General features: G+C 51.7%; 7 protein-coding genes and 1 riboswitch. All 7 genes read left to right on the top strand.

What is annotated here, in order from left to right; translation table 11 throughout:
* Positions 1-42: 42 nt before the first annotated feature.
* Positions 43-4,470 carry an endo-1,4-beta-xylanase gene (locus ACQKPA_RS09950; RefSeq protein ID WP_427492765.1) on the top strand — a complete coding sequence of 1,476 codons (4,428 nt, stop codon included), beginning with the start codon at positions 43-45 and terminating at the stop codon, positions 4,468-4,470.
* Positions 4,471-4,748: 278 nt separating this feature from the next.
* Complete coding sequence (locus ACQKPA_RS09945) at positions 4,749-5,756, top strand: AAA family ATPase (RefSeq protein WP_427491753.1); 1,008 nt, start codon at positions 4,749-4,751, stop codon at positions 5,754-5,756.
* Positions 5,753-7,048, top strand: a complete 1,296-nt coding sequence (locus ACQKPA_RS09940; RefSeq protein WP_427491751.1) for a DUF58 domain-containing protein — start codon at positions 5,753-5,755, stop codon at positions 7,046-7,048. The genes ACQKPA_RS09945 and ACQKPA_RS09940 overlap by 4 nt, the downstream gene beginning before the upstream one ends.
* The gene (locus ACQKPA_RS09935) at positions 7,020-9,344 is read left to right on the top strand and encodes a transglutaminase domain-containing protein (RefSeq protein WP_427491749.1); all 2,325 of its coding nucleotides are present in this window, start codon (positions 7,020-7,022) and stop codon (positions 9,342-9,344) included. The genes ACQKPA_RS09940 and ACQKPA_RS09935 overlap by 29 nt, the downstream gene beginning before the upstream one ends.
* Before the next feature lie 78 nt (positions 9,345-9,422).
* On the top strand, positions 9,423-10,961 hold the full coding sequence (guaA, locus tag ACQKPA_RS09930) for a glutamine-hydrolyzing GMP synthase (RefSeq protein WP_127595218.1): 1,539 nt from the start codon (positions 9,423-9,425) through the stop codon (positions 10,959-10,961).
* 232 nt (positions 10,962-11,193) lie between these two features.
* On the top strand, positions 11,194-12,132 hold the full coding sequence (locus ACQKPA_RS09925) for an NADP-dependent oxidoreductase (protein WP_427491746.1): 939 nt from the start codon (positions 11,194-11,196) through the stop codon (positions 12,130-12,132).
* 290 nt (positions 12,133-12,422) lie between these two features.
* Positions 12,423-12,521, top strand: a riboswitch (purine riboswitch).
* Positions 12,522-12,735: 214 nt separating this feature from the next.
* The gene (locus ACQKPA_RS09920; RefSeq protein WP_071220837.1) at positions 12,736-14,106 is read left to right on the top strand and encodes an NCS2 family permease; all 1,371 of its coding nucleotides are present in this window, start codon (positions 12,736-12,738) and stop codon (positions 14,104-14,106) included.
* Positions 14,107-14,838: the final 732 nt, after the last annotated feature.

Here is a 14,838-nt window from a genome sequence, read left to right as displayed (position 1 = left end):
GACCATAAATGCAACCGATGAGGAGGCAAGCATACCGTGTCTATGAGAACAGTCTTTAGGAAAATCAGCCTGATGCTGATCGCGTCCATGCTGCTCATTCCGCCCAGCTGGAGTGCGGCGGCAGTTGAACCGGCTCAAACGCCCGTTGATCAGGATCTTGTGATTCACCATCATTTCGATGGCGGGACGGAGGGGTGGTTCAAACGGGGGACGGAGACGGTGACTTCCGCAACCTATGCCTATGAAGGGACAGGGAGTTTGCTTACGGAGGGAAGGACGGCGAACTGGAACGGACCGGGGTTTAATCTATCCGCCACCAATCAGCTGGACAAGGGAGCTACCTATGAAATTTCCGCCTATGTCCATTTGAAGGAGGGCACCCAAGGGTCTCAGAAGCTTCAGCTTGCCATGCAGCAAACCGGAACTGAGCCGGAATATGTGAACTTCAGCAGTCCGGTCGATGTATCCGCCGACGGGTGGGTAGAGGTAAAAGGCAATTATAAATACGATGTTAATGCTTCAGCCCTGCAGGTTTATTTGCAGAGTCCCAGCAGTCCGGACGTCGCTTATTATATGGATGAATTCAAGGTCCGGCTGATTGAGCCGGCACCGAACCCGGGGAATGAAATACCGGGGGGAGAGAATACGGTCGTATGGGATTTTGAAGACGGAACGACGATGGATTGGGGACCACGCGATTCGGAGACAGTAGAAGCTTTACCAGAAGCAGCCCATAGCGGCGGCTACGGCTTAAAGGTCCATGAGCGGACGAACAGCTGGAACGGGCCCAGCCAAGACGTTAAAAACATCATGGTGAGCCAAAAAACGTATACGATCTCAGCCTATGCGAGGCTTGAGCAGACGCCTGCCGCTCCGGTCAAAATATCTCTTTCGATGGAGAACAAAGCAGCGGGCGCAGCAGACACGTCCTATACGACCGTTGCCTCAGCCTCCGCGAGCGGCACGGAGTGGGTGGAACTGAAGGGAACCTTCGGCTTCAGTTCGGATATGGAAACTTTGAAGCTGTATGTGGAAACCGCAGATCTTTCCAATTTCTATGTCGATGACATTAAGCTCGCACTGCCAGGCTCGATTCAGACGGATATTCCGGCACTGAAGGATGTGTATCGGGATTATTTCGAGATTGGGGCAGCCGTGGAGCCCAAGCATCTGTCCGGCGTGCACAAGGAGCTTCTGGATTACCATTACAACTCGCTTGTTGCCGAGAATGTGATGAAGCCGGAATCTCTCAGTCCGAGAGAGGGGACCTATAACTTTACCAACGCGGATCTCATCAGGGATTATGCCAGGGATCATGGCATGAACCTTCGGTTCCATACGCTGCTGTGGCATCAGCAAGGAGCCGAATGGATGCTGAAGGATGATCAGGGCCATTATCTCGAGGTCACGCCGGAGAATAAAGCGCTCGTTCTTGGGAGACTGGAAGCCTATATTCACGAAGTGGTCGGCCGCTATAAGGGGGATGCCCGCGATTGGGACGTCGTGAATGAGGTCATTGACGAAGGGCGTCCGGATGGCATGCGGGACAGCCAGTGGTACCGGATGACGGGGCTCGACTATATCCGGACCGCCTTTCATGCTGCGCGTGACGCTGCCGGCCCCGAGGCCAAGCTCTACATCAACGATTACAGCACGCACAATCCGAAGAAACGCGATTACTTGCTGAATCTCGTGAAACAGCTGAAGGAGGAAGGCGTTCCGATTGATGGCGTGGGCCATCAAACGCACATCAATATCAGCGGACCGTCCATCCAGCAAATCTCGGATTCCATCCGAATGTTCGGCGAGGCCGGCTTCGATAATCAGCTTACCGAGCTGGACGTTTCGGTGTACACGAACAATACCGACGCCTACCAGATCGTTCCTCAGGAATTGCTTGACAAGCAAGGCTATCGGTACAAAGAGCTGTTTGAAGAATTGAAGCGGCTGGATCAAATGGGCGCCGATGCAGGCGTGGAAGGGGGCTGGATCAGCAATGTCACCATTTGGGGGATCGCAGACGACCATACCTGGCTGCATGACCGTCCCGCGGGTACGGGACGGCAGGATGCCCCGTTTCCCTTTGACAAGCAATATCAAGCCAAGCCAGCCTATTGGGGGATGGTTGATCCCTCCAGGCTAACGATTGTGAGAAAAACCGGAACGGCTGCGGAGGGTAAGGCGGTCATCGACGGACAACCGGACTTTGCCTGGAATTTGGTTCCGGCACTTAAGACAGAGCAGCTAGGATCGTTATCTGCTGAATTTAAGACACTATGGGACAAGGACCATATGTATGTCAGGGTTGACGTGTTGGACGGTTCGATATCCCCTGGAGATCAGGTTGACATCTTCGCTATGGTGAACGGTACCCTGCAAAAAGCCCGGATTCAGCGTGAAGCCGCCAATACGGTCGAGACCGCTGCGGGTTACGCAGGGGAAGCCCTCCTCCAGTTAAACGGAGCAGGAGCGCTGGGCGGCGAGATTTATTTCGATGTCCGAGTAACGGATTCCGGTTCGGATGACGGCTCCGAGCATGGCAAGAACGGAGCGGTGGTGTCCTGGAGCGATCCAAGGCATGCCCAGGACAGCGATCAGGAGGGACTCGGCATTCTAACACTCTCTGCTGCGCCGAAATCGGCCCAGGCCGGCTATGGCACCCCAACGGTGGACGGCGAACTCGACGGCATCTGGAAGGATGCCGGGGAATTGGCAACCGACGTGTGGGTCGAGGGAAACAGCGGCGCGACCGCTACATTCCGGACGCTATGGGATGAGAATCACCTGTACGTTTATGCCATCATTAGCGACAGCTTGTTATCGGATGCGAGTCCCAACGTATGGGAGCAGGATTCGGTAGAGATTTTTGTGGATCAGAATAATGGAAAGACGGATGTTTACCAAGAAGATGATGGACAGTACCGGATGAACTTCAACAATGCGCGTTCTTTTGGCGGTCATGCGGGCGAGGATAACTTCACATCCGCAGCGAAGGTAATCGACGGGGGATATATCGTTGAAGTTGCGATCCGCCTGGATAAGATCAAGCCTGAGAAAGGGACAGTCATCGGGTTCGATTTGCAGGTGAACAACGATGAAGACGGTCAGGGTACAAGAGACAGCGTGGCCATATGGTCGGATCCGACCGGCCAATCCTACCAGAATACGTCCAGGTTTGGCGTGCTGGAATTCTCGAAGAGCTCGGCTCCTGGCGGAGGCAATGGAAACGGCGGAGAACATAACGGCGGCGGTAACGGAGGAAGCGGAGGAACCACGGGCGGAGGCGGAAACAGTACGAGTCCGGCTCCAAGCACGTCTTCGTCTTCACTCGAAATCCGGAACAACAACGGGCAGATCATCGCTGCTGTCTCGAGTCAAGTCCTTCAGCAGGCGTTGGATAAGGAGGCAGCCGGGACGGAGGGGACGAAGCTTGCGTTTGTTGATATTCCGGCGCAGAAAGGAGCCCAGTCCTATGATATTCTGCTGCCGGGTAAGTGGCTGCTGGGGAATCCGCAGGCAGTTCTCCTAGTCCAAACAGAGTTCGGTACGCTGGAAATGCCAAGCGTGTTGATTCAGGGGACCGGTGTAAAGGATACGGATACCGTCACGCTGCGTCTGGCGAAAGTCTCCGGCAGCAATCTGGATGCGGCCCTTCGCGAGAAGATCGGCGATAATCCGGTGTTCCGGGTAGAGGTTATTGCTGCCGAGCGGGCTTTGTCCTGGAAACAGGGCAAGCGTCTCATCTGGTCGGTGCCTTATTCCCCCACCGAGGAAGAGCTTGCACGACCGAATCATATCATGGTTTGGAATATCGACTCTAACGGACGAGGAGTTCCGCTTTCCAGTAGCCGGTATAATTCCGCAGATGGGATCGTTCGTGCTGCGCTGCCGCATGGCGGCACGTTTGCAGTCGCCTCCGCATTCAAGACGTTCCATGACCTGAAGCATGTGCCGTGGGCGATCGATGCAATCGAAACGATGGCATCTCGCGGGATCATTCAAGGTGAGACCGAAACAAGATTCAATCCGTTGAACCCGATAACTCGAGCTGAATTCCTCATTATGCTCGTACGCGCGTTGGAGCTGGAGGGCTCGGGCGATGGCCGGGCAGCATTCGGAGATGTTACGTCTTCGGCATATTATTACGAAGATGTGCAAATCGCTGCAGAGCTTGGGCTCGTTCAAGGCGTCGGCGGAAACCGCTTCTTGCCGAACACACCGATGAAACGCCAGGACATGATGCTGATAACGCAGCGTGCCCTGGAGGCGGCAGGCAAGAAGCTCGGAGGCGAAGGGTCACTGGATTCTTTTGCTGATGGGGATCAGGTCGCCGAGTATGCCAAATCGAGTGCAGCGGCGCTTGCAGGTTCGGGCATCGTGAATGGCATGAACGGCAAAATCGTGCCGAAGGCATACTTTACGCGTGCTCAGGCTGCTGTGATCCTTGACCGGATTTGGAATTGGAAATGATTAAGGCTGTGAATCGTTAATAGGATAATCGGACGTGAACGATGAAAGCCAGCATGTAAGTAAGATGGAGTTTGAGGCCAGCCGTGAGTGACGGGCTGGCCTTTTTCGTGTAGATGCCGATCAGTCAAGGCGGACCGTACGCTATAAATCATGAGGGAAAGGCCAATCCTTTTCTAGCAAATGACGTCTATCTTCTTGCTTTCTTGGAAAACCTATTCATAGATTCAAGATTCCAAGTTACCGCTATCTAATAATCTATGAATATAGGTTGGGGGTTGATGTTCTTGTTTAGTTCATCCGTTCAGGCTGAAGAAGCAAATCATCCGGAGTGGGCACCCGAGCTTCTGGGGAGGGTTACCCAACGGATCGGCAGTGTCATTGTAGGACATGAGGAGCAAATCTCGTTAACGATGATTGCCTTGCTGGCCGGAGGACATGTGCTGTTGGAGGATGTGCCGGGAGTCGGGAAGACCATGCTGGTGAAGTCGGTGGCTGCGTTAATCGGCTGCGATTTCAGCCGCATTCAGTTTACGTATGATCTGATGCCAGGGGATATTACAGGGGCGTCGGTCTATTATCCGCATACGGGAGAATTCGTATTCAGGCCAGGACCCGTGATGTCCAATATTGTGTTGGCCGATGAAATTAACCGGGCATCGCCGCGGGCGCAATCCGCGCTGCTGGAGGCAATGGAAGAGGGACGGGTCACCGTGGACGGCCATACGTATCCTCTGCCTGCCCCGTTCTTCCTGCTGGCAACGCAAAATCCGTACGAATATGAAGGCACAAGCCGCCTGCCGGATGCGCAGCTGGACCGCTTTTTGATGAGATTATCGCTGGGATATCCCAATATGGAAGGTGAATTGGAGCTGCTGGAGCGGGGGATGGGCAGTTCAAGACTGGATGATCTGAAGCCGCTCATGATGGGTTCCGAACTCATCCGGATGCAGCAGATGGTTTCCCGCGTATTCGTGGATGACACCATCAAACGTTACATGGTCAGTGTTGCCGATGCATCCCGAAAACAGCAGGGCGTGACCCTGGGGATTAGTCCGAGAGGGACATTGGCGTGGCTCCGCGCTTCTCAGGCAGCTGCGTTTCTGACAGGTCGAATGTATGTCATCCCTGATGACTGCCTGCGTGTTGCCGTTCCTGTACTCACCCACCGGATTCATCTGTCTCATGAGGCACGCGCTGCCGGCGTAACTCCTTATGAAATGGTGGAGTCCATCATTACGAGGTTTGATTTGCCGCGTCAGCGAAGCCGGAAGGGAAATCCGTCATGAGACGCCGTCTCCTGGAATGGTCGAGAGGAGCGGCCATCTGGTCCGTTTCGTTGGGCCTTTATGTCTGGTTAGGCGGGGAATCGCTGCGCCTTGTATGGTGGGCATCCACGATTCTATTGTTTGGCGGGGCATTGACGAGTTTGCTGGGCCCAACCCGAATCACGATTTCGCATACAAGCTCCCCTTCATGCATACAGGCGGGGGATTCTGCTCAAATGACGGTTCAAGTGGCCTATCGTTCTCTTCTCCCCGTGCCGTGGCTTATCATAACCGACCGGATCGGCATCAGGGAATACCGTAAGCTGCTGTTCCCCGGCATGAAGCGAAGGCTCGAGTATACCTACAGACTGAACCAGGTTCCCCGCGGAGTCTGGTCTTCGATTTATAGCGAGGTGGAATGGGGCGATATGTTCGGCTGGTTCAGAACAAGCCGGAGCGTGCAAAGCGATTCCGGCGGCATGATTGTGCTGCCAAGACCCGCCGAGTGGCCGGAGGCCCAAGTGCCCAAACATGGAAGCGATATGGACATCGAAGATGAACGGGTACGCTTCCATGTTTGGAATGAAATGAGATCGGGCGTGCGCGATTATGTTCCCGGTGATCCCATGAACCGGATTCATTGGAAGAATTCCGCGAAGCTCGGCCGCCTGCAATCCTTCATACCGCATGAGGGGTATGGATCAAGGCAGGGGGTTGTGCTGGATACATCGCTCCAAGGGTATGCAGGTCTTGGCGCCTTGAAACCGGAGGATGCATTTGAAGACGCGGTATCTGCGGCAGCCGGATTTGTATCCCGGCTCATCCGCTACAAAGTTCCCTATCAACTATATATCGATGGGACTGGGATGGAGGATCGGCGAAACGAATACAAGGACGTGTTCAAGGGGCAGCAGGACACGTTAGTACCGTTTGCCTCCGTTCAGCTAACCGGGAACGATCCTGTAGGGGACCGAAGTTTCGAGAAGTCTCTTTCTCCCTCGCAAAAGAATAAGGATTGGGCGATTATTACGGGCGTTTTTCATGAGGGAGCGGCTGTCGCTGCAATCCACCTGCTGAATGAGGGCAGCAGAAAGGTTACCATCTTCTGTACGCAAAGTGTAAAGCGTTTGAAATCGGCTGGTAACTCAGGCTTAGAGGTGAGTCCATTAGAGAATCAGGAGCAGCCGGAGTGGGCACGGGAGTTTTTCAGCAAAGGCGGAAGGCTGGTTTACTTGCAGGAAAAGCGGATAGATAAGAAGCCAACGAAGATAGGAGGTGCCGACCATGAGCGGACCGGGAAGCTCGCCCGTTAGGGATGGAGGCCATCAGAAGGCCGGAATATCCGGAGCCTGGAGTGGCCCCCATATTTTCGTATCCCGATTGTCGCACGGAACGCTTCTTCATCGTATATTGATTACGCTGCCGGTTATGGGACTGCTGTCAGAGTGGCTGTTGCCGCTTCGGAATGCAGGGGATATGGGCAGCCATCTTATGCTGCAAACCTTATTCATCTGGGCTTTATTCTTGCTGCTCCAAGGATTGTTTACGCTCCGGGGCTGGGTATGGCTGCCGCTGAACGCCATTCTGGTGGTCTGGCTGTGTGCCCGATTGTTTGAATATAGTCATCCGCTAGCATGGCTGTCCGATTATGCTTCGGAGACACTTCCGGGTGACGTTTCGGCATTTGGAAATGCGTGGGAGTTTACTGCCTTAAGCCAGGAGACGAGAACGATCATCCTGCTTGTCGGCTGGGCTATCATGGTATCCGCGGTCCATATGCTGGCTTTGTATCGCCGAACCGTGTGGTTGTTTGGCGGTTCGACGCTGGTTTATTTGGCGGTGCTGGAATCTGCCATGGAAGAAAGCATCTATGGCGATATGCTGCGTGCGGTGCTGTACATTTTGATGGCCCAGGGCATGATGCTCATCCTTAAGCTGAAGCAGGAAACCGTGGAGGGAACTTCTTTTGAATTGGACATTCCTGAGCCTGTTCGATCCGGCCGCTTGTCCGGGCTGCCTGTGCTTCGCTGGAGTCTCGTGGTGCTGCTTGCTTCCGGTCTGATCACCGGGATTACCCGAGTGGGGGGAGCTATTAGCGAGCCTTCGGCAGGTGTGGGGTTAACGGTTTCCGAGATGGCGTCACGTCTGACGGGATGGGGAGAGCTTGTCTGGGGAAACAGGGAACCGTCGATTCCTGCCTCCCAGGTTGCCGGATACGCTTCCCAGGGAAATGATCTGGGAGGTCCGTTAACGCTGAGTGATGCGTTGTATTTTACCGCACAATCGCCTGAACCGACTTATTGGCGAGGAGACACGTATAACCGGTATGATGGGCGGAAGTGGGAGGCGGATCCTTCCATCCGCAAGCCCGTCAAGCTATCCGAGGACCTGAGCGGCATCCTGCCCTATTGGGAGCGTCCTTCCGGAGACAAGCTCGTCCAGACACTGACTTTTGAACAAGATACTCCGATCCAGTCTGTTCTGTCCGGAGGCATTATTACCAGCGTAAAGGAGATACATTTCTCCAAAGAGAGGGGTACACCGAGGCTCGCCGTTGACAGGCTGTCCGAAACGGTATCCCTGCAGGGCGAGAGGGCGGTATCCGGTTATACCATAGAAACTTTATATAGTCAGCCTGAGGAGCAACCGCTCCGCAGTGCGATCAACAACGATCCTGAATATATGAAGGAGATGTACCTGCAGCTTCCCGAGCAGCTGCCCCTTAGGGTGAGGAATTTAGCGAGGGAGATAACATTGGACGCCGTGAACAGGTATGAAAAGGCGAAAGCTATCGAATCCTATTTGGAGCAGAACCATGCCTATTCCCTGCAAACGTCCGTGCCTCCGGAAGGCCGGGATTTTACCGATTATTTTTTGTTTGATACGAAGGAAGGGTACTGCGTTCATTTTGCTACGACCATGACCGTGCTGCTCCGATCCGAGGGCATCCCGGCACGCTACGTGACCGGATTTGCGCCGGGTGAACGGGTGGCAGGTACGGTTGACCGTTATGAGGTAGCCCAAAAGAATGCGCATGCATGGGTTGAGGTTTTTTTCCCGGGACAAGGTTGGGTGCTGTTCGATCCGACCCCAGGCTTTAGCATCGATCAGATGTCCACGCCTCCAATGGTTGGTGATTCCGGTTCTGCCGGGCTTAAGCACTGGAACAGCCTGTGGAACTCCATGATTTACGGAGCCGTTAAAGTACTCTTTCTGATAACCGCCATCGGTCCTGTGATGTTTGGGGGAGTTTTACTATTGATTCTTCCCATCCTTGTGGCGATTGTTTATCAAATTCCGACCGTGCGCCAAAGTTTGGCCTTTCTGAGGATGGCCAGAACGATAGCGGTAAGCGGTCGGGAGGGACTCGTATCGATCTCGGTATGGGTTTGGGACAAACTCCAGCGAAGGTTTGGAGATTTGGAAAGAGGGCAGACCATGTGTCAATACGTCAATGCCTTGTCGATTGCCGATGCCGAATTCAGAGCGGAGCTGGAGCAGTTTGCGCAGCGCTGGGAGCGGGCGGCATACGATGACGAACCGTGGTCCCGTACCGAAAAAGTACTCTTTTTACGCCAATGTATTCGAATTGTCAAAAAACTGGCATGAAAACAAAGGGCCCTCTTTCTTGACGGTATGAATTAGGGTTGCGTATAATTAATTTCATTAATCAAGGGAGGCCCGGTAATGAATAAGCCTAATGAAATCATCGTCGTTATGGACTTCGGTGGACAGTACAACCAACTTATAGCACGACGCATTCGCGATCTTGGCGTTTATAGTGAGCTTCTGCCATACAACACGCCCGCCCAGAAAATTAAAGAACTTTCCCCGCGCGGCATTGTTTTCTCAGGAGGTCCTTCCAGCGTGTATTCCGAGAATGCACCGCATGTGGATCCAGCCATTTATGACCTGGGACTGCCGATTTTCGGCATTTGCTACGGCATGCAGCTGATGGCTCAACAGCTGGACGGAAAAGTAGAACGTGCCTCGAAACGTGAATACGGCAAAGCCGAATTGGAATTTGCTCCGAACTCAACGCTTGTCAAAGGGATTGAGCAAAAACAAACGGTATGGATGAGTCATGGTGATCATGTGGTATCGCTGCCTTCCGGCTTTAAGCTGGATGCAGGAACGGAATCCGCTCCGATTGCTGCGATGAGTAACGAGGATAAGAAGCTGTACGCCGTGCAGTTCCATCCGGAAGTTCGTCACTCCGTCCATGGTAATGAAATGATCAAGAATTTCTTGTACGAAGTGTGCGGATGCGAAGGCAACTGGAGCATGGAGACTTTTATCGAGGACCAGGTTCGTGAAATTCGTGAAGTCGTTGGCGAGCAAAAAGTGCTGTGCGCGCTGAGCGGCGGCGTGGATTCCTCCGTTGTGGCCATGCTGATTCACAAGGCCATCGGCGATCAGCTGACATGTATGTTTATCGATCATGGACTGCTGCGCAAGGGCGAGGCTGAGAGCGTTATGGAAACCTTCGTCGGCAAGTTTGATATGAAGGTCGTTAAGATTGACGCTCAGGAACGCTTCATGTCCAAGCTCAAAGGCGTAGACGATCCGGAGAAAAAACGGAAAATCATCGGCAACGAGTTCATCTACGTATTCGATGAGGAGTCCAGCAAGTTTGATGATTTCGCATTCCTGGCTCAAGGCACGCTGTATACCGATATCGTTGAGAGCGGTACGGACACGGCGCATACGATCAAATCCCACCACAATGTCGGCGGGCTGCCTGAAGACATGAAATTCACGCTGATCGAGCCGCTCAAAGCACTCTTTAAGGATGAGGTTCGTAAAGTCGGCGAAGAGCTGGGTTTACCGGATGAGATCGTTCACCGTCAACCTTTCCCTGGCCCGGGTCTTGCGATTCGCGTACTGGGTGAAGTAACGGAGGACAAGCTGCAAATCGTTCGTGATTCCGACTACATCCTGCGCGAAGAGATCGCGAAAGCGGGACTGGATCGCGAGATCTGGCAGTATTTCACGGCGCTTCCGAACATGAAGAGTGTCGGCGTAATGGGTGATGCACGTACGTATTCCTACACGGTAGGTATCCGTGCCGTAACCTCCATTGACGGCATGACAGCGGACTGGGCGCGTATCCCATGGGATGTGCTGGAGAAAATCTCCGTCCGTATCGTGAACGAAGTCGAGAACGTCAACCGTATCGTGTATGACGTGACTTCGAAACCGCCAGCAACGATCGAGTGGGAATAGTTTTTATACAGCTGTACTAGACCAAAAAACCTTCAAATCCACATCTGTGGGATTGAAGGTTTTTTTATGTGTGCTTGTACCACCCGAACCGTTCTCCTCTAGACGATAAATGCCGTTGGTTTATTGTATGCATCTTTTATGAAATAAGATAAATAATACGTTAGGGTGCAAAAGTCAGGTGCGAGCGTTAAGGGAGATTTAACCAAGACCTGAACCTATGAGGAGGATAAGAATGAAAGCTATCGTCATTGATCGATATGGGGGCAAGGAAGAACTACAGGAAAGAGAAGTACCTACCCCTACACCGCAAGCGCATCAGGTCTTAGTTAAAGTGGCCGCCACCTCGATCAATCCAATTGACTGGAAGCTCCGTGAAGGCTATTTAAAACAAATGATGGATTGGGAGTTTCCGATTATTTTGGGTTGGGATGTTGCCGGGACGATTTCAGAAATTGGAGACGAGGTAACGGATTGGAAGGTGGGAGACGCAGTATTTGCCCGTCCGGAAACCACCCGTTTTGGCACATATGCCGAATATACTTTGGTGGATGATCACCTGCTGGCGCGGAAGCCTGCTGCAATCTCATGGGAGGAAGCCGCATCCGTTCCGCTCGCAGGACTGACTGCTTGGCAGGCGCTGTTTACACATGGTGAACTGACTGAAGGGGAGAAGGTATTGATTCACGCCGGCGCAGGTGGCGTTGGCATGTTCGCTATCCAGTTTGCCAAACAAGCGGGGGCCTACGTGATTACGACAGCCAGTGAGCGTAATCATGAGCTGCTGGCTTCACTCGGAGCTGATCAGATGATTGACTATCGCACGAGCCGATTTGAAGATGTATTATCGGATGTGGACGTTGTGTTCGATACGATGGGCGGTGATGTTCAGAAGAACAGCTTTAAAGTGCTGAAGAAACATACCGGGCGAATCATATCCATTGTCAGCGATTTTGATGAAGAGCTGGTAAGGGAACATGACGTAACCGCCAAAAATATATGGCTGGATCCCAATGGTCAGCAGCTTCAGGAAATAGCCGCCCTGTTGGAGCAAAAAAAGGTAAGATCAGTCGTGGGAGCTACGTTTCCTTTTTCGCAAAAAGGGCTCTACGATGCCCACGCATTAAGTGAGACCCATCATGCTGTCGGTAAAATAGCAATAAGTTTCTCCTAATGAGCACAGTGCTCCCTGTTTCATCCTGCGTGTGGAAACAATCCGGTTTCGAGCGCGTCTCCTACTATCACGAATGAAACGCCTCCCGAACGGATTTCAGTGTTCATGTGCGCATTATCCTATGTTTTTGGTGTGTATTTTGTCGTATGTAGTTCAGTTGTCCTAGAATGAATGGGTTGTGGAATATCAATTCCCGAACATTTCTTTAAATTGACAAGTTTAATATTCGTTTTTGTTATTGACAAGGTTGGGCTTCTCGTCCTAGAATATGTGTAGAAACTGACATGACAACTACAAATAACGAGCTTTTTCGTATAATCCCGGGAATGGGCCCGGGAGTCTCTACAGGTCACCGTAATGATCTCGCTACGAAAAGAAGAGCGGCAATATAATGATGCGGACTCGTCCAGCATTCGAGATATCGGCCTGCAAGATGGAGCATCGTTCCATATAGCAGCAGCCGGTTATTCGATAAGGATGCTGCCCTGCAGCATGCGAATGATTGTTTTGCGGCTCTTTTTTCAAGCGACGGCCCTGGGGATTTATCCTTAGGGTCTTTTTTGTATGTTGCCGGTCATTAATTTTAAGGGGGATATCTCTACAATGGAGCGTTTCTTTAAACTAAAGGAACACGGAACAAATGTAAGAACCGAGATTATCGCAGGCTTGACGACCTTTATGACCATGGCTTACATCCTGCTGGTCAACAATCTGTTCCTGGGTCCTGATGGCGCAGGTATTCCGCAGGAAGGCGTATTTTTCGCTACTGCAGTAGGTGCCGGTCTTGTGACGATGGCGATGGGCTTCTTCGTTAACATTCCGGTTGCGTTGGCACCAGGTATGGGTTTGAACGCGTATTTCATGACGGTTGTATTAAGCTCGAACGGCGCAATTACTTGGCAGGCCGCACTCGGTGCAGTATTCATCTCCGGTATCGTCTTCATCATTCTCACGGTAACCAAAGTCCGCCAAATGCTGTTGACTGCAGTTCCGAACAACTTAAAGATTGCCATTACGGTCGGTATCGGGTTGTTCATTACCATCGTAGGTCTCAAGCTGGGCAACATTGTGACGGCTTCCATTAACCCGGGAACGGATATTACTCATCCGGTACCAGGCGGTGCCTTCAATCTTGGCCTTGGGAATTTCGTTGAGAACAAGGATACGCTGCTTGCGATCATCGGGCTGTTCCTGATCGCCATCCTGATGGTCCTGAAACTGAAAGGCGCTCTGCTTATTGGTATCGTGCTCACGACGCTGATTGGCATTCCGATGGGAGTAACCGATCTGTCAGGTCTGAGCACAGCAAGCTGGATTCCTTCATTTGATAATCTGGCTGTCGGACAGATGGACTTGAAGGGTGCGCTTGGCATTGGTCTTATCGAAGTTATTTTCATCTTTACGTTCGTTGAACTATTCGATACGTTCGGTACATTGGTTGGTACCGCAGGTCGTGCGGGACTCCTCAAGAACAAAGAGGAAGGCGAGAAGAAGCTTGGTAAAGCGATGCTCGTGGATGCCGGCGGCGTAAGCGCGGGCGCATTCCTTGGAACAAGTACAATCACAGCTTTCGTGGAAAGTACTTCCGGTGTTGCAGAGGGTGGACGTACTGGCTTAACTGCGGTTACTACAGGCGTACTCTTTATTCTGGCATTGTTCTTGGCTCCGATTGCTCTGGTTGTTCCTTCGGCTGCTACAGCTCCAGCGCTTGTCATTGTCGGTGTACTGATGATGAGCCAGGTGCGGGATATCGAGTGGGATGATTTCATGCAGGCATTCCCGGCATTCTTGACCATCATCCTGATGCCTTTCACTGGCGGTATCGCTAACGGCATCTCTGCCGGTATCATTGCTTATGTCATCCTGGCGGTATTCGGCAAGTTGATCGGACGCACAGATACTAAGGTGCATTGGCTGATGTGGATCCTGTTTGTGATCATCTTGATCAGGTACGCTTTCCTCGGTGCCGAATAGTTTCGGAATATTACTCTATATAAATGAATAAATAGAGCGAAGGCTTCGGGTATCTATCCGAAGCTTTCGTTTTTTTATTTCTGAAATGTAGATATGGGTGATTGATAAGATAAAAACGATGCATATGACTCATGAACGGTTAAGGAAAGTTGGTAGCTTACTCAGACATTCTCCTATGGATTTCGGATGAGGTAGGACGTTTTCGTAGCTGAGACTTAAGTTAATCGTATTATTATAGAAATGTTCAGTCACCAAGTAGACATGTCATCAAGAACAGGAACGGAAAACAGCGGGGGCTTTCTTTTCTGTCAGCCATACTATATTCAGAGGTCTTTTATATTAGATAGAGAGCATTCTATGAAAAACTTTAAAAAAAGACTTGCATTCATGATCTGCACATGGTATATTATATTTCCGGCCAAGAAATACGGTCGAAACAAACGCTTGGGACAACAAGCCAAAATGAATTTGAAAAACAAATTCAAAAAAAAGCTTGCAATGATCGAGCGGATGTGATAAGATATAAAAGTTGCTAACGAGATAAACTGTTGGCGACAAACAAAGAAGTTGATCTTTGAAAACTGAACAACGAGTGAGTAAAACGAACCACTTCGGTGGGGAGTTGAAATAGAGAATCGAACAAATTCTCGTCAGTTAAGAAATGAGCAAGTCAAACACTTTATTGGAGAGTTTGATCCTGGCTCAGGACGAACGCTGGCGGCGTGCCTAATA

This window comes from Paenibacillus sp. NPDC093718 (assembly GCF_050279985.1).
GTDB lineage: Bacteria > Bacillota > Bacilli > Paenibacillales > Paenibacillaceae > Paenibacillus_AQ.
Note: the sequence above shows the minus strand (reverse complement) of the source record. Positions and strands in the feature narration are given on the sequence as shown.

Coding starts and splice junctions, on each gene's coding strand:
- ACQKPA_RS09950 (WP_427492765.1), top strand. CDS start 43: ATGAGAACAGTCTTTAGGAAAATCAGCCTGATGCTGATCGCGTCCATG.
- ACQKPA_RS09945 (WP_427491753.1), top strand. CDS start 4,749: ATGTTCTTGTTTAGTTCATCCGTTCAGGCTGAAGAAGCAAATCATCCG.
- ACQKPA_RS09940 (WP_427491751.1), top strand. CDS start 5,753: ATGAGACGCCGTCTCCTGGAATGGTCGAGAGGAGCGGCCATCTGGTCC.
- ACQKPA_RS09935 (WP_427491749.1), top strand. CDS start 7,020: ATGAGCGGACCGGGAAGCTCGCCCGTTAGGGATGGAGGCCATCAGAAG.
- guaA (WP_127595218.1), top strand. CDS start 9,423: ATGAATAAGCCTAATGAAATCATCGTCGTTATGGACTTCGGTGGACAG.
- ACQKPA_RS09925 (WP_427491746.1), top strand. CDS start 11,194: ATGAAAGCTATCGTCATTGATCGATATGGGGGCAAGGAAGAACTACAG.
- ACQKPA_RS09920 (WP_071220837.1), top strand. CDS start 12,736: ATGGAGCGTTTCTTTAAACTAAAGGAACACGGAACAAATGTAAGAACC.